The sequence below is a fragment of the Neptunomonas qingdaonensis genome (genome assembly GCF_900113275.1).
Classification (GTDB): Bacteria; Pseudomonadota; Gammaproteobacteria; order Pseudomonadales; family Balneatricaceae; genus Neptunomonas; species Neptunomonas qingdaonensis.
Window position 1 is genome coordinate 140,698 of sequence record NZ_FOOU01000003.1, and the last position, 17,893, is coordinate 158,590.

Genomic DNA, 17,893 nt, shown 5'->3' on the forward strand with positions numbered 1-17,893 from the left:
TCACCGTTTATCTCGTCTCAATAAGCAGGAAAAAGAATAATGACAATAGCGCTATCAATTAAAGATTTGCGTAAAGTCTATGGTAATAAATTTGAAGCACTGAAAGGCATCTCATTTGATGTGCAGCAAGGTGATTTTTTTGCTTTGCTTGGCCCCAATGGTGCGGGTAAGTCTACTACTCTGGGTATTGTTTCCTCGCTGGTTAATAAAACCAGTGGGCAGGTTGAAATTTTTGGATTTGACCTTGAAAAAGATCAGGCTGCCGCTAAACGTAGTTTAGGTGTGGTGCCACAAGAATTTAATTTCAATATGTTCGAAAAGGTGGGCGATATCGTTCGTACCCAGGCGGGTTATTACGGTATCCCGGTAGCCGTTGCAAAACAGCGTGCCGAGACGTATTTAAAGAAGCTCGGACTTTGGGATAAGCGCGATGTGCCTGCGCGGATGTTATCCGGAGGTATGAAAAGGCGTTTAATGATCGCCAGGGCCTTGGTCCATGAGCCTAAACTACTGATTCTGGATGAGCCGACGGCAGGGGTTGATATTGAGTTGCGTCGCTCTATGTGGGCCTTCCTTAAAGAACTGAATAAAGCTGGAACGACAATCATTTTGACGACTCACTATTTGGAGGAAGCGGAAAGTCTATGTCGGAATATAGCGATTATTGATCATGGGTCGATTGTACACAACACCTCTATAAAATCATTATTACAACAGCTGAATACTGAAACATTCATCTTGGATATAAGACCAGAGCAGGCGCTTGATGTGGCTTTTGAGGGTTATTCTTGTCAGCTTGAAGATCCGCATACATTGGTTGTTCAAGTGGATAAAAATAAAGGTTTGAACGGTTTGTTTAAACAGTTGGAAGCTCAAGATATTGAAGTGACGAGTATGCGTAATAAATCCAATCGTTTGGAGGAGCTTTTTGTTGCTATGGTTGAAAAAAATCTGGAGACGAGTGAAGCATGAGTCATCATGAGTTATGGGTTGCGTTTATAACCATTGTCAGAAAAGAGATCAGGCGTTTTACCCGGATATGGGCACAGACGTTATTACCGCCAGCAATTACAATGACGTTATATTTCATTATTTTTGGCAATCTGATTGGCAGCCGTATTGGTGAAATGGGTGGCTTTAGCTACATGGAGTTTATTGTTCCCGGACTGATAATGATGTCTGTGATTACGAATTCATATGGTAATGTAGTTTCATCTTTTTTCAGTACCAAGTTCCAGAAAAATATCGAGGAGCTGCTGGTATCGCCAACACCGAATTGGGTGATTCTTTCCGGCTATGTGCTGGGGGGGGTGTCGCGCGGTTTAGCGGTTGGTTTTATTGTGACGCTGTTATCACTTTTTTTCACAAAGCTGCAGATTCATAGTTTTTGGGTGACAATAGCAACCGTCATGCTGACCTCGGTGTTATTTTCATTGGGTGGCTTTATCAATGCTGTTTTTGCTAATTCATTTGATGATATCTCCATCATACCGACCTTTATTCTGACACCATTAACCTATTTGGGCGGCGTCTTTTACTCGATTCAGCTGTTACCCGAATTTTGGCAAGGTGTTTCGCAGCTCAATCCCATATTGTATATGGTAAACACCTTCCGTTATGGCATCTTGGGCAGTAGTGATATTAATGTCAGTTTTGCTTTCGGTGTTATTATTTTGTTTAATTTGGTTTTGTTTACAATCGCGCTGAAGTTACTGAATATGGGTAAGGGGATTAGGCAATAATGACTGAGCAGAAGGTTCTTGATCAATCACCGCTGGGAAGCGATACGGCCTATGTTAACCAGTATTCACCGCAGCTGCTGTTTCCTATTCAGCGTGACTTAAATTGGCACAAGCGTGGTATCGAACGCGCTGATCTGCCGTTTTACGGTGAAGATCTGTGGAACGGCTATGAAATTTCCTGGCTTAATCTTAAGGGCAAGCCGGTCGTCAGAATTGCGGCTTTTGTGATACCCGCCGACTCTCGAAATATCATTGAATCTAAGTCATTCAAGTTGTACCTGAACTCTTTTAATTTAAGTCGCTTTGAAAATGAAGAGGCTGTTATCGCCCTGATGCAAAATGATCTGTCACTGGCTGCCGGAGGTGATGTCAGGGTTGAATTTTTTCATCCTGATGGTATGCCTGAGCTAGGGCGGTTCGAGGGAAAATGCCTGGATGAACTGGATATCAGTGTTACGCATTATCAGCCGGAAATATCGTTATTGTCGACTGGCGAGCGTCATGTTGATGAGATGCTGTATAGTCATTTGTTGAAATCCAATTGTCCTGTAACAGGGCAACCTGATTGGGCTTCTATACAGATTTCGTATGTCGGTAAGGAGATCAATCAGGAAGGCTTATTAGAGTATTTAATCTCTTATCGGGAGCATGGTGATTTCCATGAGCAATGTGTCGAAAATATCTTCATGGACATTTGGACGCATTGTCAGCCAGAGTCACTGATAGTTTATGCCAGATATGTGCGTCGTGGTGGGTTGGATATCAATCCTCTGCGCAGTAGTAAGGCGATTGCTGCTGTAAATCTTAGGCTTAGTCGACAATAGTCAGTCGTCAATAGAGAGAGTGTGAAGATGGATGCAATTGAAATGCTGCATAACCGTGTCTCTGTACCGGTGTTAGTGGAGCCCGCACCAACAAAAGTTCAGCTGGATATGATGTTCAAAGCGGCATTAAGGTCGCCGGATCATGCAGGACTAAAGCCTTGGCGGTTTTTACTGATAGAAGGTGAAGCGCGTCAGCAATTAGGAGACCTTTTTGTTAAAGCGATTCGCATTAAAGGTGATGACTTAGCGGATGATAAGGCCGCTAAGCTCCAGAAAAAACCATTACGTGCACCGCTGATTATCGTTGCTGTTGCGACAACGCAAAGCCATATTAAAGTGCCGGAAGTAGAACAGATTATTACTGCAGGCTGTGCTGCCCATAGTCTTCTGCTGGCTGCTTATGCGCAAGGCTTAGGAGCAATGTGGAGAACCGGTGAGATGGCATATGATCCTGTCGTGAAAGCGGGTCTTGGATTACAGGCTCATGAACAAGTGATCGGCTTCCTGTACGTGGGGACGGCGAAAAGAATGCGTCAAGTCTCTTCAACTGATATTGAAGATGTCGTTTCAGTCTGGAAAGGTAAAAGCTAGTGCCAACATCCCAGAACCCGGATAAGAACGCTTCTCAGAAGCCTGCTCAGGACTGTGCTCAAAGTACGGATGTTTTTTTGCAGTGGTTAAAAACACAAATTCCATTGCTTAACCACATGGGGTTGGGTGATCTTGAGTTTGACGGAAGTAAGTTGCGCTTACCTGCAGCATTGGCACCCAACATTAATGATAAAGGCACCGGATTTGGTGGATCGTTAGCGACCCTGGCAACCATTTCAGGCTGGTGTCTGACAACCTTGTTGCTCAGGGATCGCTTTCTGGATTGCGATGTAATGATCAGAGATTGCGAAATGCGCTACCTTGCCCCGGTGAATGGCGATTTTCATGCAGAAGTCTCGCTACCTGATACTGATCAGGTGGATGGGTTTTTAGCACGCCTGAAAGAGAAGGGGCGGGCGCGTCTGGCACTTGACGTCTCGGTGATTCAGGATGGAAGGAAGGCGTTAACGATGCAGGGCAATTATGTCGCTATTGTGCGCTAAAAACGCATAGAAAATACTGATCACCTCGGTTTTTCACCAGGTGATCAGTTTGCTTACTCTGTTTATCTGCTCGCAATATTAAAGACGTTTAGTGCTTAAAATCAGGATCGGTTCAACAGGTACATCGCGGTGGCGCGCTCGTGTTGCCGTGTTTACTTTTCCAATGGCGTTCACAACGTCCATACCTTGTGTTACTTCGCCGAAAACGCTGTAGCCTGCACGATTGCCCATCTGATTTAGACTGTTATTGTCGACAAGGTTAATGAAAAACTGACTGGTTGCACTGTCAGGATCCTGAGTTCTGGCCATGGAAATTGTGCCCTGTTTGTTAGGTAATCCGTTAGCCGATTCATTTTTAATCGGATCATGGTTTTTCTTTTGAACCATATCCTCAGTGAAGCCTCCTCCTTGAATCATAAACCCACTGATAACGCGGTGAAATTGCGTTCCTACGTAAAAGCCTTCATCGACATAGCGTAGGAAGTTTTCAACGCTGGCAGGTGCTTCCTGCGAGAACAATGTCAGTGTTATTGCTCCCATCGAGGTTTGTAGAGAAACTTTTGGGTTATCTGCGAAAGATGCATTGCTGAAAAGTAATACAGTTGCAATAAGCACTAATTTTTTTAATGGATTAAACATGCAGTCGACCTTTCCTTTTTGATGGGAGTAGAGGCTTAAGTTTATGTGAAATAGAGACAATGGAATAGTCAAGCTGGTAATAATCAAAAGTAAAAAGCGATTTCAATTTTGTGTCTTTTGCTTTTTTTTGTCTAGACTGACTGTATCAAACTGAAGTGCTTCAATTTTATACCTATGACAGTGCTCGTAAATGGATCCGGCTAAGACTCTACAGGTTGAAATGAGAGGTGTCTCATTGGAACCGAAAATTATTATAAATAATAACAGTGCGGGTTGAGGCCTCTAAAGATGAGTTCATTAAAGCTCAAACATAAAATGTTAATGCTGACAATTATTCCCCTGATTGTGGCTATCCTCGTTGTGATGCTGGTGGTTAAGGTTAAATTACAAGAAATGGGTGAGCATGAAGTTGCGACCATTCGCTCAACCATGATGAGCTCAAAACAAGAAACAGCAAAAGCTTTCATGGACATGGCGTTAAGTGCTGTTCAGCCTATTGTTGATAACGCCTCTGGGCCTGATGATACTGAAGCGAAGAAAAAAGCAGCGGACATATTAAGATCAATGACCTATGGCGAGAAAAAAGATGGCTATGTGTTCGTTTATGATTACTCAGGTACGAATATTGCTATGAGACCTAAGCCCTCCATGGAAGGTGAAAATCTGATATTACTCAAGGACGCCAATGGCCTGGCTATTATCAAAGAACTGATTAATAAAGCTCAACAAGGGGGCGGCTACCTTACCTATATCTGGAATAAGCCTTCAAAAAATGCGGATGTTCAAAAGCTGAGTTATGCATTAGGTATTGCAAAATTCGGTTGGATGTTAGGGACTGGTTTCTATATTGATGATATCGATGATGTGGTAGCTACGACGCAACAAAGTATCGATTCCAAAATGGCAAGAACCCAATTATTTATCGCTGGGGCAGGTTTGGTATTACTTACTTTCTTTGTTTTGATTGCCCTGTATATTGCGGGAAAAGTTATACAGCCATTGCGTGATACTGCAGAAGCGCTGATCGATATCAGCCAGGGTGAGGGGGACTTAACTCGTCGCTTGACGGTGATGTCAAAAGATGAAGTGGGACAAGTGTCGCAGGGCTTTAATGATTTTGCAGATAAAATTCAGAGGCTTGTTATTGATTTAAAAGGAGGTATTCACGACCTTTCACAATCAACATCTCAAATGAATACTGTGGTATCCAAGACACATTCTGATGTGCAAAGACAGCGTCATGAGACCGCTCAGGCAGCGGCTGCCGTCCATGAAATGGCCGCGGCTGCACAAGAAGTGGCTGGTAATGCAGCCGGTGCGGCATCTGCCGCTCAAGAGGCAGATAATGAATCGAACAGCGGCCAGCGTATTGTTGAGGAGACAATCACAGCTATCAAAGCTTTGTCAGATGATGTTAATAGAGCGTCAGATGTGATCGGTCAGTTGGACATAGATGCCGATAAAATAGGTACTGTTGTCAACGTTATTAAAGAAATTGCAGGCCAAACAAACTTATTGGCACTTAATGCGGCGATAGAAGCGGCCAGGGCCGGTGATTATGGTCGAGGCTTTTCAGTGGTGGCGGATGAAGTCAGAACTCTGGCTAATAGGACTCAACAAAGCACGCAAGAGATCCAAAATATGATTGAGCGGCTGCAAGTAGGTGCCCGCGAGGCAGTGGGTGTAATGGATACCAGTAAAGCACAGAGTGTTGCGACGATCGAACGAGCGGCTCAGGCAAGTTTATCTTTAAGTGTGATCACAGGTTCAGTGAGTACTATTACGCAGATGAACACACAGATTGCCAGTGCTGCTGAAGAGCAAACAGCGGTAGCGGATGAAATTAGCCAAAATGTTCAGCAAGTGGCCGATATAGCAGAGCATTCAGCGCAGAATGCTGACGCACTGTCTGATACTACTCAGGAGATGTCTGCATTGGAGCGGCGCCTGATGAAAATTGTTAGTCAGTTTAAAGTGTAGATTTTTTTGATTGCGTGTGAATATACCGGTAGTGTGATTGCATGCTATCGGTTTTTTTATGTGATCACGCGAGGTGGCAACGGATGAAGGAAATACAGGCATGATGCAGTGGGAAAAACTGCTCACAGTAAAACGTTATGGGCACGAAACAATAGCGCCGCCTGAAGTAGGACGAAGCCACTTTCATAAAGACCACGATCGTGTTGTCTTTTCTAGCGCTTTCCGACGTTTAGGTCGTAAAACGCAAGTACACCCTTTGGTTTTGAATGATCATATTCACACCCGCTTGACGCATTCGATTGAAGTCGGCAGCGTTGGTCGTACCTTGGGTATTCGTGTCGGGGAATTATTGGAATCAGTGCTACCTGAATGGGTCAGTTCGCATGATATTGGCATGATTGTGCAGTCAGCATGTCTGGCACATGATATTGGAAATCCTCCTTTCGGGCATGCCGGAGAGTATGCGATCAGAGATTGGTTCAAGCAGTCCAGAGATGCCGAATTTTTGAAGCCGCTTTCCTTACCCGAGCGTTCTGATCTGGAGACATTTGAAGGAAACGCGCAGGGGTTCAGAGTCGTTACCTGTATAGAGAATCATCTCTATGATGGTGGTTTGCGCCTTACTTATCCTACTCTCGGGACATTACTGAAATACCCCTGGACCGTTGAGCATGCCACGAGCAAAGGTAAATTCAGTTGTTATCTTACAGAGAGGGATACGCTTGAAAAGTTAGGCCATGAATTAGGATTGGTGCCGTTGGCTAAGAATCGCTGGAGCCGCCACCCTCTGGCATATCTGATGGAAGCCGCAGATGACATCTGTTATGCGATCCTTGACTTGGAAGACGCGATTGAACTGAACATCCTTACTTTTGACGCGATCAAACCTATTTTGCTGCAGTTGTGTGGTGATCTGGAGTTCGAGGATGGTATTTTTTACAGTCAGGCATCGGCGCGCCGTAAAATCTCCGCTTTGCGGGGGAAGGCGATGGAGAATATGGTTAACTCTGCGGTGAATGCTTTCATGAAAAACTATGACGGTATCATGGCAGGTCAATATCAGGGAGAGCTACTCCTTGATGGTGACTCTGGAGTCAAAGACGGATTACACGCAGCGAAAGCCTTGGCGAAAAATAAAGTGTTTCCGGATACGCGTAAAACGGAACTTGAAGTAGGCGCATACAGTTGTCTGGGTATTTTATTGGATGCTTTTTGCCATGCAGTGTATGAACAATACCTAAGAAAAAGTGATGAAGGGTTAAGTTACCGCAGTGAGAAAATTATAAGTTTAATGGGTATTCATGCACCGGATCCTGAATGGTCGTTGTATCATGCCTATATAAGGGCGCTGGATTTTATCAGTGGAATGACAGACAACTATGCCGCCTATCTTGCCAGGCAGATCGGTGGGCTCTCTCGTTAGGACGAAAAATATGGCATCGTTAAACGATCAATTAAGTCGGCTGGTTTATTCAACACAAGCCGGCGATGTATGTCCGGAATGCAGACAAGCGAAAAATGCCTGTTGTTGTCAGGAGAATGCGGATACTAATCGCATCGCTTCACTGGATGGGATCGTACGAATCCGACGTGAAACTTCGGGCAGAAAAGGTAAAGGCGTAACCACGGTGACGGGTGTACCGTTAGCCGAAGCCGAATTAAAGAGGTTATCCAAACAACTTAAACAGCATTGTGGGACGGGTGGAGCGCTGAAAAATGGCATTATTGAGATTCAGGGAGATCATAGGGAGACGATTAAAGCCTTTCTTGAAAAACTGGACTACACAGTAAAACTAGCCGGAGGTTAAGCCCCATGGCGAAAAAAAAGTGCGTCCGTTGTCAGCAGATACGCATCGTGGCCATACTGGTGAGCATGATTGCGATTCTACTATTGATGATGATGGCGAAATCCCACGCCGAGATTTATAAGTACACGGACGACAAGGGCAAAAAAGTATTTGTAGGCAGCTTAAGCCAGGTACCGCAAAAGTATCAGGAGCAAATGGAGTTGCAGTCTCCTTCTGATGAGGTGAGTAATACCAGTAATTACTCTGAGAAAAATAAAAAAGCTTCTGACTCTTTAAAAATACGATCTGAAATAAGGCGTCTTGAACATGCGTTAGCACAAATGGAAACGGCTGTGACTGTCGAAAATAACCAAGTGCTGGTGCCGGTTAAAGTGACCTATCACGGTAAAGATGTCGATGTGAAGATGTTAATGGACACAGGTGCCAGTGGCACAGTGTTTCATCGTGATGCATTAGTGCGTCTTGACGCCATGAGTGAGTCAGCGGGTTATGCACGTGTGGCGGGTGGCAGTGTTGTTAAATTGAGCAGTATTGAATTTGACCGGATTCAGGTGGGCCCTTTTCAGGCGAAAAACATACGCTCTTTTGTGATCGATAATAAAGCACCGGGGGGGGCATTTGATGGTTTGTTGGGAATGGATTTTCTGATGAACGTTAAGTATGAGCTGGATCTGGTGAGACAAGTTATTATTTGGAATCCTGCGCGTTATAAAGCAATGGAAGCACTCCTTAAAGAAGTGCAGTCCACGCCGGAATAAATGTTACTTGATTATCGAGTAAGCACTTAAATAAAGCGTTCAGCAAGTTTCAAATCAAGTGTCGCTTTCAGCAGTTTAAAAAGACGAATCGCCGCATCAATCTCATCTTTACGGTTAGTCAGGCTTTCAATATTAAGTCCTAACGGCACGCCCAGCGGAATACATGCTTCGATTATCTGTTCCAGGTTACTGCGACAGATACGGATCGATTCTGCCAGTGGGTTATGTGCGTCGAGAATACGGTAGCGTGTCCCTTCCGGTACGGAAATCCCTAACCATTCCATAAACTCCAGGGTTTTAGCACTGCCGCAGGGTGTGAATGTAAGAATCACGCGCTGTGGTGTTATGCCTTTTTCCTTACATTCTCTGGCATAGCGAATCAGCATATCTATGGTCGCTTGAGGGTTATAAACTGCCTGAGAGACAAAAAAGGAACACCCTTGAGCGCCTTTTTTTAGTAAACGCTGATGCTCATCACCTTTCTTTGCATGTCTTTCCGCAATAGTAACGCCACCCAGGTTGTAGTTGTGCTGGTGTTCAGAGAGTGCTTTATAAGCATCACTGAGTGACAGGCGAATATCACCATTGGAGGATGGGCTGCCGACCATGACGATATCGCGGATGCCATACTGGTTCCAGGCTTCTTCCAGCCACTGATCAAAATCCTGTCTGTTTTTTTGCGAGACACTTTTATAGGTAATAACAGGGTGTTGAGATTTTTCACGAATCAAACGTGAATAATCACGTGGATCGTGTGTCTGCATAAATGGGAACGGACGAGGCTTGTCAATGCGGCTACTCTCGTCCTGAATGTCATACACAATGACACCATCAAAGTCGATTGCAGCGAGACGACCAAGCAGTTTGTCAGCAATTTCATTGACCTGATCCGCCGAGGTGTTGTCTCTGGGAGGTGTCGTGCCGATGAAGTATACACCACGTTGTGGATCAGAAAAGCGGTCTTGCAGCGATGCGTTCATAATTGCTCTGTCTGTTCTGGTCATTAAGATGAGGCTAGTTTAACAGTGAATAGGATTCATGTGTTTGTATGAATGGATGAAATTTTTGCGATACAAGTTGAGTTAATTTAATGAAGGATAGATGGTATTAGATGATCGATACACCGGAGCATTTGAAATGGCAGCAAACAAACCCACATTTGACTTTGCAGAGATGAGTCGCAACATTGATAAAACCGCAGGAAAAGGGGGGCCGCCCGTAGATAAATGGAATCCTGATATGTGCGGTGATATTGATATGCGTATTTTACGTGACGGTACCTGGCTTTATGGGGGAACCCCTATCGGGCGTCCGGCAATGGTGACACTATTTGCCAGCGTGTTGTGGAAAGAAGGGGATGATTACTTTCTGAAAACACCCGTAGAGAAAGTGGGTATTAAAGTTGACGATGTTCCGTTTCATTTTATCCATGTTGAAAAGGTAGCGCATGAGAAGGGAGAGGCTTTGTGCTTCATTAGCCGCACGGGAGACCGGGTGATTGCTAGTCAGGAGCATCCCATTCGTGTCGAAAGCGATCCGGTAACAGGGGAGCCTTCTCCGTATCTGTATGTCCGGTTTGGTATGGAAGGACTGATTAGTCGGGCAATTTTTTATGATCTGGTTGAGCAATCCCATGAAGAGATGATTGATGGGGTTGCCCATTTGGTGATTAACAGTGCCGGTGAAACCTTTGTGCTGGGGCGTTCTGACTGACTATGAGACTAGATATGAGTTAGTCAGCCTTTGCAAGTAAGCGATCTAGCTGATTAGCGAAGGTCCTACGGTCTTGCTCATTAAATGATTTAGGGCCGCCTGTCTCGACGCCACTGCTTCTTAACGTATCCATAAAGTCCCGCATGGATAGTAGTTGTCTGATGTTTTCACGTGTATAGAGTTCTCCACGTGGGTTTAGTGCGATGCCTTTTATTTCTACGACCTCAGCGGCTAATGGGATATCAGCAGTAATCACCAAATCGCCGGCTGTTAGCTTTTGAACAATATAGTTATCAGCTACATCAAATCCTGCTGGTACGCGAATAGCATTAATCAGAGGAGAGGGGGGCGTACTGATCAGCTGATTAGCTACCAGCGTCATGCGGGTATTAGTGCGTTCTGCTGCTCTGAAAAGGATATCTTTAATGACACGGGGGCAGGCATCTGCGTCAACCCAAATATGCATGGTGGCTCCTGATAATTATAAATGGAAAGTGGACGATTAATTCTTCGGGTGAGTTAATCGGGTATTGCCATGCCTTTTTGGACAGCCGCTAAAGATTGCATACGCTGCATCCAGTTTTTTACATGAGGGAAAGTTGTCAGATCTATTTTCTGCCATTCAAACCGGGCAGTCCACGGGTAGATGGCAAAATCAGCAATGCTGAGATCATCGACAATAAACTCTCTGTTGGACAAGCGCTTGTCCAAAACGCCCCACAGCCTTTGTGCTTCGGTGTTGTAGCGCTGTACGGCATAAGGGACCTCTTCAGGAGCAAAACGGTTAAAGTGATGGGCTTGCCCCAAAAATGGGCCAAAACTACCCATTTGCCACATTAACCATTCCAGCATCTGGACTCTTTTGACGGGGTCTGAAGGGATAAATTTTCCATATTTTTCAGCGAGATAGATGAGGATGGCACCACTTTCGAATACTGAGATAGGTTCGTTATTAGGGCCGTCTGAATCGACAATGGCCGGAATTTTGTTGTTGGGGCTGATGTTAAGAAAATCAGCGGCAAATTGTTCATTGTTAAGAATGTTAATGGATGTGACTCTGTACTCAGCTTGAATAGCTTCCAGCATGATGGAAACCTTCCTGCCATTAGGTGTGCCCCACGTGTATAGATCGATCATGGTGTATGGCCTTGTTGATTATAATGGTTATATACCTCCAGCAGCTCGTCTTCAGTGAAGGTGACAATAATCAGCTGTTGCCCTGGAGTGATCAAATTAGGGTTTTGTCCTAACAAACCTTGCTTGAAGTTATAAATATGTGTGGTGGTTACTTTATTGTGCAGTAATCTCCCCAGAAATGAGCTTTCGCGGTTCGCTAATGCTTCGTCTGCTTCAAGTGGAATGGTGGCTTTAATGAGTTTATCTTTATCCGATAAGGTGATCCCTTTGGCAAACGTATCGGTTAAGCCTTTTTGTAAAATCCCCCAGATTCCCTGTCGGTCATTTGGGTTGACCGCATGAATGTAAAAGATACGCTTTCCATTGCTGTCTGACTGATCCAGAAGTTCTTTGAGTTTAACCTGATTACCCATACTGGCATTGTTCGGCGCAGGGTATGAGTTATCTTCGCTGTTAGTTATAGTTTTGCTCTTAGGGTTAAAAACAGGAATGGTTACACCAAAGGTTTGTACCCCTGCGCTGTCATTAACATCGTTATTCTGCGTGGATGAGGCGCGTCCGTTGGCCGTATCAGGAAGCTGAATCAGCTGATCCTCAGTGACAAAATGGCTGGCAGTGGATGCATCAATAGAAACGTTTGCATTCGCGGTGATATTTTTGATATGTGTTAACGCTGGCGTATGCTGATTATCAGTCGATGTTTCTGAGGGCCTAAGCTGTGCTTCGGGTGTGCCGCTGGTGGTTTCAGAAAGCTCTTTTTGTGTAGGTGGTAAAAAGAAATAGGCAGCTAAGATGATACCCAGAGCTAATATAACCAGTAGTATTCGTGACATTGACTCTGCTCCTGATTGGTACAAAAAAGCATTGAATGATATGACTCTAAATCAGTTTGGAGATCGAAGAAAGGTTGAAAAATGCGGAATAGCTATTTAAGTCACTTGTTAGTCGATTATTTTTGCGTTAATCATAGTGGATTGGTAAAAGTGTGTGCGCTTAAGTCGGAGAAGCAGACTCGTTGTGGGCGGTGCTTCTGTTAAAAGAAGCCGTATTGAAAGAAGCCGTAAAGGGGGAAGCAGGGCATGAGAGTTGAAATTGATGAAGTATTGCAGTTTTGGTTTGGTGATCTTGTTGGCGGCTTTCCGGTAAATGATAGAGAGAATATCTGGTGGAAGGGGGGGGCAGAGCTGGACCGTGAAATAGATGCTTTGTTTGGTGCAAGGGTTAATGCCGCTCTGCGTGGTGAGTTGAATGAATGGAGACAAACCCCCAGAGGGCGTTTAGCGATGGTGGTTCTTCTGGATCAGTTTACCCGGAATATGTATCGAGGGATGGCAGAGGCATTTAAGGGCGATGATATTGCCCGGAGTATTGTACTGGAAAGCCTGGAACATCAGCATGATGAAGCACTTGAGTTTGCAGAGCGAATATTTTTCTACATGCCTTTGGAGCATACTGAATCGTTAGATATGCAGGATTTATGCATCAGTCGTTTAGAAAGTTTATTGTTGGACGTGCCGTTAAAAGATCGACATCGGGTGCATTCAGCGATTGATTTCGCTTCCCAGCACCGCGATATGATAGTTCGCTTTGGGCGTTTCCCTCATCGAAACCAAGTCTTGGGGCGAGAGTCTACCGCAGAGGAACTGGCTTATTTAAATCAATCACATCATCGCTGGGGGCAGTAGTCATAAAAAATAGTCATGAAAAATAGCGATGAGTAATTTGCCTATAATCTGCAATGATCTGCGTTATACTTCTTTTGATTAAAGCTTTGTCGGATAACGAGGATAGTGTTGGCTAACTTTATTAATACCCCACCTGATCAGAACAACGTGCAGCAACAACAGTCGCTAAATGATGTATTAGCGCTACTTCTGTTGGCAACAGGGATTATGCTATCTCTTTTACTGGCGACTATCGCCGTGCAGGCCGATTTAATTTCATCCCGGGTTTTATCAGGCTTGTTTATAGCTTTGCTGCTTGCGTCAGTGGTATTAGTCTATCGATTAGCTGGTTTTCTAAAAAAATATAAAGCACTGCAGGCACGTTTCGATCTTATTAATACAGGTAAAGACCTGATCACGGGTTTACCGGATCCAAATGAATTTATATTGAGGGTGGATATTGAGTGCCGCCGTTGTGCCAGAGAGTTTGTGCCATTAAGCATAATGTATGTCGGATTCGATGTGGATTACTTAACGGAAAATGATTCAATCCGGGTGGCCGAAAGTTTAATTAATACCGTTTGTCGCCCCGGAGATATGGTCGCTAAAGTGGACGAAACAACATTCGGATTGATCCTGCCCTCGACAAATGAGATGGCCCAGCAGCTGGCGGATCGTTGTTTGAAGGGGGTTATGCAGTTGCAGATTGAACACCCGGTCAGTATAGGTTTAAATACATTTCAGCCTACCTCTGAACTGGATTGCTCGGTAGCAATGCGCAGTGTCCAGCATCTCCTGACGAAGGCCAAAGCTGAAGGTGGCAACAAAGTGTGGGCGGATGCTCAGCCACCTCTGGATCCTCCCGTCACCTACTCATATTGATTTTATGATGGCACCTGCATCATCCCAAATGCAGAGACAAATCTCTGATCTTATTTCTCATATCAGGGCGGTGGCACAGCAAGCTAATATTCGCTTTCCTTGCTGGTTGACGGGCTCTGCAGAGTGGTCTGAAGCGATAGCTCGTGAGGTTCTGAAAACTCAAGGCCAGGCACCAAGTTATGCCATCATTTCATCGCGGCAGTGGTCCGGCTTGCAGACTTGCCCTGTGCATCAGGCACATCGCTTACTGGGCCAGGAGGTGGAGCTTCTTATCTATGATGGCTTTAGTGGTATTAATCCTGATACCTTAGGACAGATATCCGGATTGCTGAAAGGCGGTGGATTGTTACTGTTTTTGACACCTGCGCCTTTGAGCGCAGACTTTTTTGATGACCCGGAAAAGCAACGCTTACTGGTTGAGCCTTATACCTGCGCGGATGTCGGTAACCACTTCCTTGAGCACCTCCGACAATGTTTTACGGCAGAACCATCGGTGTTGCGGTTTGACCAGAAAAGCGCTTTTAAATCAGAACTTTTTACACAGTTCTCTACCCGGTTTTCTTCACCGCCGCTACCTGCTTCAATTTCGTCAGCGCTGCAAGACCAGCAAAAAGTAATCAATGACATTCACTTTCATCTGCAAGCCAGTGGGCAACAGTGTTGTGTATTAACCGCTGCCAGGGGCAGGGGTAAATCCTCCGCGTTGGGTATCTTAGCCCGTGATTTTATGAAAGCGGGAAAAAATGTTGTGGTTACTGCGCCGCGTTCAGATGCCGTGGAGAGTTTATTTCAGCATGCTGCAGATGAGGCAGATTTTGAACGCACGCGTTATCAGGTGCGCAATAAAAATACCTGCCTGATTTACCGTTTACCTGTGGATGTCTGTAACGAAGCGAGCGATGCCGATATTCTGTTAGTCGATGAAGCGGCGGGTATTCCCGTTCATCTGCTGGCCAGGTATCTGGATAAGTTTTCAAAAATAATTTTCGCCACTACAACACAAGGTTACGAGGGGACGGGCCAGGGGTTTGCGTTACGTTTCTTGTCGATACTCAGGAATCGGGTGAATTCGCTAGCGTGTTATACACTGGCAAAACCTGTGCGCTGGTCTGAACATGATCCTTTAGAGCCTTTTTTTAACCGGTTACTGATATTAGACGCGGTTGCTGCGCCTATAAAGAACAAAGGTACGGATGGTTCTCAAGCAGTTAGCGTACACAGGGTGGATTACCGGGTTGTTGATCCGGGATGGTTAGTCTCCCATCCGCAGCGGTTACGCGACTTGTTTGGATTAATGGTTGACGCCCATTACCGAACTACGCCAGGCGATCTGCGCATTATGCTGGATAGCCCCAATCTTAACATCTGGATAGCTGAGTCAGCAGGGCAGATTATCGGTGCTTGTCTGGTGGCCGGGGAGGGTGGACTGGACGACGAGTTGGTACAACGTATTTGGGAAGGGCGTCGTCGCCCTCGTGGCCATTTAATTCCGCAGTTATTGATTGCTCAAGAAGGATACCTTGAAGCGGCAGGCTTTAAGGCTTTACGTATCGTGCGCATCGCTGTGCAGGATCAATATCGTCGTCATAAAATCGCTAGTGGCTTGTTAGAGGCTATTCAGCATCATAAGAATCAGCCATGCGATCTGATAGGCGCTTCCTTTGCTGTCACACCGTCACTTCTCGACTTTTGGCAGCAGCAAGGCTTTCAGGTGATTCGTATCGGTACCCAACTGGATCCTGTGAGTGGTGCTTACGCTGCTTTAGTGCTTAAGGGCGTATCTGTCAGCGCAAAGCAAATACTTCCTCTGTGGCAGAGTGAGTTCCAACGGCGCCTGGACTATCTTCAGGGCGAGTGGCTTAAGTCCTTGCCGGTAGATATTTTGCAACGCATCCAGTGTTCAGGGCTACACGAGCAACGCGCTGAACAGGATGACTGGCGTGATCTGTCAGGGTTTGCTTTTCATTTCAGATCCTATGAAAGTACGGCATTTGTGTTTGCCGGATTAGCAAAGCGTTACCGCTATCTTTGGGATCAAGATGTAGCTGATGAGCGGATCAGATATGTCATAGAGATACGGGTGATTCAGCAGCGAAGTGAAAGTGAGGTGATGCAGCATTGCAGGGTCGCACAGCGTAAAATGCTGCTGACATTACTTCGTTCAGCAGCGGCGTATCTGTATCAGCAAGGGCAGGTAACAGGAGCAATTGGATGAGACTGTTGGTGCTCTGTTAGGTGTTCTGCCAGGTGCTCTGCTGGGCTAGGCTTTCTGCAGAATGTAGATATCGCCTGTGACCGGTTTGTTTTTTTCTAAACGCAATTGGCATTCACTAGAAAGATGATGAATGAACCCCATTTCCTCTGATAGCCTTTTGATATAGTCTGGGCTGTGCTGATAGCGGCCTGAGGGTGTTAGTTTCCATGCCTCTTCGCAGCGCTCGATACTGAAAGTAAACAATCCTCCCGCCGACAGTGCCTGATAACTGTTGCTGAACAGCGCGCAGAGATCTCCCAGATAGATCAGGACATCAGCAGCCATAATCAGATCAGCCTCGCCAGAAGGTGTCAGCTTGTCGACAATGTCGCCATGAATCAAGTGCTGATAACAGCCGCTTTTCGAGGCTTGTTTAAGCATCTTTTCTGACAGGTCTATACCGGTCAGGGATGCGATATTCGCATGCGGTGACAGCGCTTTTCCTAATAACCCGGTACCGCAGCCAAGATCAATGGCGTTCAGGGAGCGCCGCGGCAGCAAAGGGAGTAATTGCTCAACCATTCGTTCGGGTAAGCGGTAATGCAGTTGCTTCACAAGACGCTCTTCAAATTGCTCCGCGCAGCTGTCAAAAAGTGATTCGACATATTCACGAGGTGCTTGTAGGGAGGAGGTGCCCTTCAGTGCATTGAGTTGATGTGTCAGCACCGGATGATCGCTAAGGCTCTTCTGAGCAAATAAGTCCTGAACCATTAAATAAAGTGCGTGGGCTATATCAGGGTGGCTCTGTTCGAGCGCGTAATCGCCAAGAGCAATTAAGGCGTCATCAGATAATTGAACACTATGGATATATTGCTGTACGTTTTCCAGTTGCTGGTTAATGCCGTGTAACAGTGCCCACTCATTTAACCAATCCTGATCGGTGTGATCAGAATTCTGCTCAAGTAGCTCCAGAGCAGTCGTGAACTCTCGCAGATGTCTCTTGGCAACGGCAAGACTGGTATAAGCCTCTGTAGTAATATCGGGTGATAAGCTAATGGCTGTTATCAGGTCCTGCTGCATTTCAGGCCAGCGAGACAATTGCTCAAAGATATTAGCTCTGTTGCAGTAAAATAGCGGTTGTGGTTTAAGTTGAATAGCGTCGTTAATCGCTGTCAACGCTTCTGTTAGTCGCTGCTGGCTGCTTAATGACAGTGACAGATTGTTGAGTGCCTGTGCTTTGTTGTGCTTGCTGGTGGCTGCATCACTAGCGATGCGTAAGTGCTCTTCAGCCAGTGTGTTTTCTTGTTTATTGAGGGCAATGACGCCTAACAGTAGTTGTGCCTGATAATGAAGAGGCGCTGCAAGCACGATCTTAGTACAGATGAGTCTGGCAAGTTCGTTTTTGCCCTGATTCAGCAAAGTGATTGCTTTGCTGATAAGTTGCTCGGTATTCTTCAT

At 45.5% G+C, this 17,893-nt stretch carries 19 protein-coding genes; 13 read left to right on the forward strand and 6 right to left on the reverse strand.

All coding sequences use genetic code 11. The features are described 5' to 3' along the window. Window positions 1–39: 39 nt before the first annotated feature. Genes BM099_RS05665 through BM099_RS05685 form a run of 5 tightly spaced genes read left to right on the forward strand, consistent with a single transcriptional unit; the run spans window position 40 to window position 3,660 of the window. Window positions 40–972 (forward strand): ABC transporter ATP-binding protein, encoded by a 933-nt coding sequence (locus BM099_RS05665; RefSeq protein ID WP_090725601.1) that lies wholly within the window; start codon window positions 40–42, stop codon window positions 970–972. Next, window positions 969–1,742: an ABC transporter permease gene (locus BM099_RS05670; protein ID WP_090725604.1), complete on the forward strand. Its 774-nt coding sequence runs from the start codon at window positions 969–971 to the stop codon at window positions 1,740–1,742. Before BM099_RS05665 ends, BM099_RS05670 begins: the two co-directional genes overlap by 4 nt. Further along, entirely contained in the window at window positions 1,742–2,566 is an 825-nt protein-coding gene (queF, locus tag BM099_RS05675) for an NADPH-dependent 7-cyano-7-deazaguanine reductase QueF (protein ID WP_090725607.1), read from the forward strand. The genes BM099_RS05670 and queF overlap by 1 nt, the downstream gene beginning before the upstream one ends. Before the next feature lie 27 nt (window positions 2,567–2,593). Continuing rightward, on the forward strand, window positions 2,594–3,157 hold the full coding sequence (locus tag BM099_RS05680; protein WP_090725609.1) for a nitroreductase family protein: 564 nt from the start codon (window positions 2,594–2,596) through the stop codon (window positions 3,155–3,157). Then, window positions 3,157–3,660, forward strand: a complete 504-nt coding sequence (locus tag BM099_RS05685) for a YiiD C-terminal domain-containing protein (RefSeq protein WP_244889919.1) — start codon at window positions 3,157–3,159, stop codon at window positions 3,658–3,660. The genes BM099_RS05680 and BM099_RS05685 overlap by 1 nt, the downstream gene beginning before the upstream one ends. Window positions 3,661–3,738: 78 nt before the next feature. Here the strand turns inward: BM099_RS05685 and BM099_RS05690 are convergent, their stop codons facing one another. After that, window positions 3,739–4,299, reverse strand: coding sequence for a peptidylprolyl isomerase (locus BM099_RS05690; RefSeq protein WP_090725612.1), 561 nt, complete (start codon window positions 4,297–4,299; stop codon window positions 3,739–3,741). A 288-nt stretch (window positions 4,300–4,587) separates the two neighbouring features. Here BM099_RS05690 and BM099_RS05695 point away from each other — a divergent pair, with 288 nt between their 5' ends. The 4 genes from BM099_RS05695 (at window position 4,588) to BM099_RS05710 (ending at window position 8,845) form a co-directional block, all read left to right on the forward strand. Continuing rightward, window positions 4,588–6,279, forward strand: a complete 1,692-nt coding sequence (locus BM099_RS05695; RefSeq protein WP_090725614.1) for a methyl-accepting chemotaxis protein — start codon at window positions 4,588–4,590, stop codon at window positions 6,277–6,279. A 100-nt stretch (window positions 6,280–6,379) separates the two neighbouring features. Then, the gene (locus BM099_RS05700; protein ID WP_090725617.1) at window positions 6,380–7,702 is read left to right on the forward strand and encodes a deoxyguanosinetriphosphate triphosphohydrolase; all 1,323 of its coding nucleotides are present in this window, start codon (window positions 6,380–6,382) and stop codon (window positions 7,700–7,702) included. Window positions 7,703–7,712: 10 nt separating this feature from the next. Next, window positions 7,713–8,087, forward strand: a complete 375-nt coding sequence (locus BM099_RS05705) for a translation initiation factor Sui1 (protein WP_090725620.1) — start codon at window positions 7,713–7,715, stop codon at window positions 8,085–8,087. A gap of 5 nt (window positions 8,088–8,092) precedes the next feature. Further along, window positions 8,093–8,845, forward strand: a complete 753-nt coding sequence (locus BM099_RS05710) for an aspartyl protease family protein (RefSeq protein WP_090725622.1) — start codon at window positions 8,093–8,095, stop codon at window positions 8,843–8,845. Between the two features lie 26 nt (window positions 8,846–8,871). Here the strand turns inward: BM099_RS05710 and BM099_RS05715 are convergent, their stop codons facing one another. Beyond that, window positions 8,872–9,825 (reverse strand): hypothetical protein, encoded by a 954-nt coding sequence (locus BM099_RS05715; RefSeq protein ID WP_090725625.1) that lies wholly within the window; start codon window positions 9,823–9,825, stop codon window positions 8,872–8,874. A gap of 157 nt (window positions 9,826–9,982) precedes the next feature. Between BM099_RS05715 and BM099_RS05720 the strand changes: the two genes are divergently transcribed. Next, complete coding sequence (locus tag BM099_RS05720; protein ID WP_198064042.1) at window positions 9,983–10,558, forward strand: DUF1285 domain-containing protein; 576 nt, start codon at window positions 9,983–9,985, stop codon at window positions 10,556–10,558. Between the two features lie 19 nt (window positions 10,559–10,577). On the opposite strand, the gene BM099_RS05725 is transcribed toward BM099_RS05720, so the two are convergent. The 3 genes from BM099_RS05725 to BM099_RS05735 are packed head-to-tail and all read right to left on the reverse strand — an operon-like array spanning window position 10,578 to window position 12,528. Then, window positions 10,578–11,024: a YaiI/YqxD family protein gene (locus tag BM099_RS05725; protein ID WP_090725628.1), complete on the reverse strand. Its 447-nt coding sequence runs from the start codon at window positions 11,022–11,024 to the stop codon at window positions 10,578–10,580. A gap of 53 nt (window positions 11,025–11,077) precedes the next feature. Next, on the reverse strand, window positions 11,078–11,695 hold the full coding sequence (locus BM099_RS05730) for a glutathione binding-like protein (protein WP_090725631.1): 618 nt from the start codon (window positions 11,693–11,695) through the stop codon (window positions 11,078–11,080). Continuing rightward, complete coding sequence (locus BM099_RS05735) at window positions 11,692–12,528, reverse strand: hypothetical protein (RefSeq protein WP_090725634.1); 837 nt, start codon at window positions 12,526–12,528, stop codon at window positions 11,692–11,694. The genes BM099_RS05730 and BM099_RS05735 overlap by 4 nt, the downstream gene beginning before the upstream one ends. A 246-nt stretch (window positions 12,529–12,774) precedes the next feature. On the opposite strand from BM099_RS05735, the gene BM099_RS05740 reads away from it, so the two are divergent. The 3 genes from BM099_RS05740 to BM099_RS05750 all read left to right on the forward strand — a co-directional run bounded on the left by BM099_RS05740 (window position 12,775) and on the right by BM099_RS05750 (window position 16,456). Beyond that, window positions 12,775–13,380 carry a DUF924 family protein gene (locus BM099_RS05740; protein WP_090725637.1) on the forward strand — a complete coding sequence of 202 codons (606 nt, stop codon included), beginning with the start codon at window positions 12,775–12,777 and terminating at the stop codon, window positions 13,378–13,380. Window positions 13,381–13,488: 108 nt separating this feature from the next. Further along, the gene (locus BM099_RS05745; protein WP_143083734.1) at window positions 13,489–14,241 is read left to right on the forward strand and encodes a GGDEF domain-containing protein; all 753 of its coding nucleotides are present in this window, start codon (window positions 13,489–13,491) and stop codon (window positions 14,239–14,241) included. A gap of 28 nt (window positions 14,242–14,269) precedes the next feature. Then, window positions 14,270–16,456 carry a tRNA(Met) cytidine acetyltransferase TmcA gene (locus BM099_RS05750; protein WP_177201096.1) on the forward strand — a complete coding sequence of 729 codons (2,187 nt, stop codon included), beginning with the start codon at window positions 14,270–14,272 and terminating at the stop codon, window positions 16,454–16,456. Between the two features lie 45 nt (window positions 16,457–16,501). Here the strand turns inward: BM099_RS05750 and BM099_RS05755 are convergent, their stop codons facing one another. Continuing rightward, window positions 16,502–17,893 carry a methyltransferase domain-containing protein gene (locus tag BM099_RS05755; protein WP_090725647.1) on the reverse strand — a complete coding sequence of 464 codons (1,392 nt, stop codon included), beginning with the start codon at window positions 17,891–17,893 and terminating at the stop codon, window positions 16,502–16,504.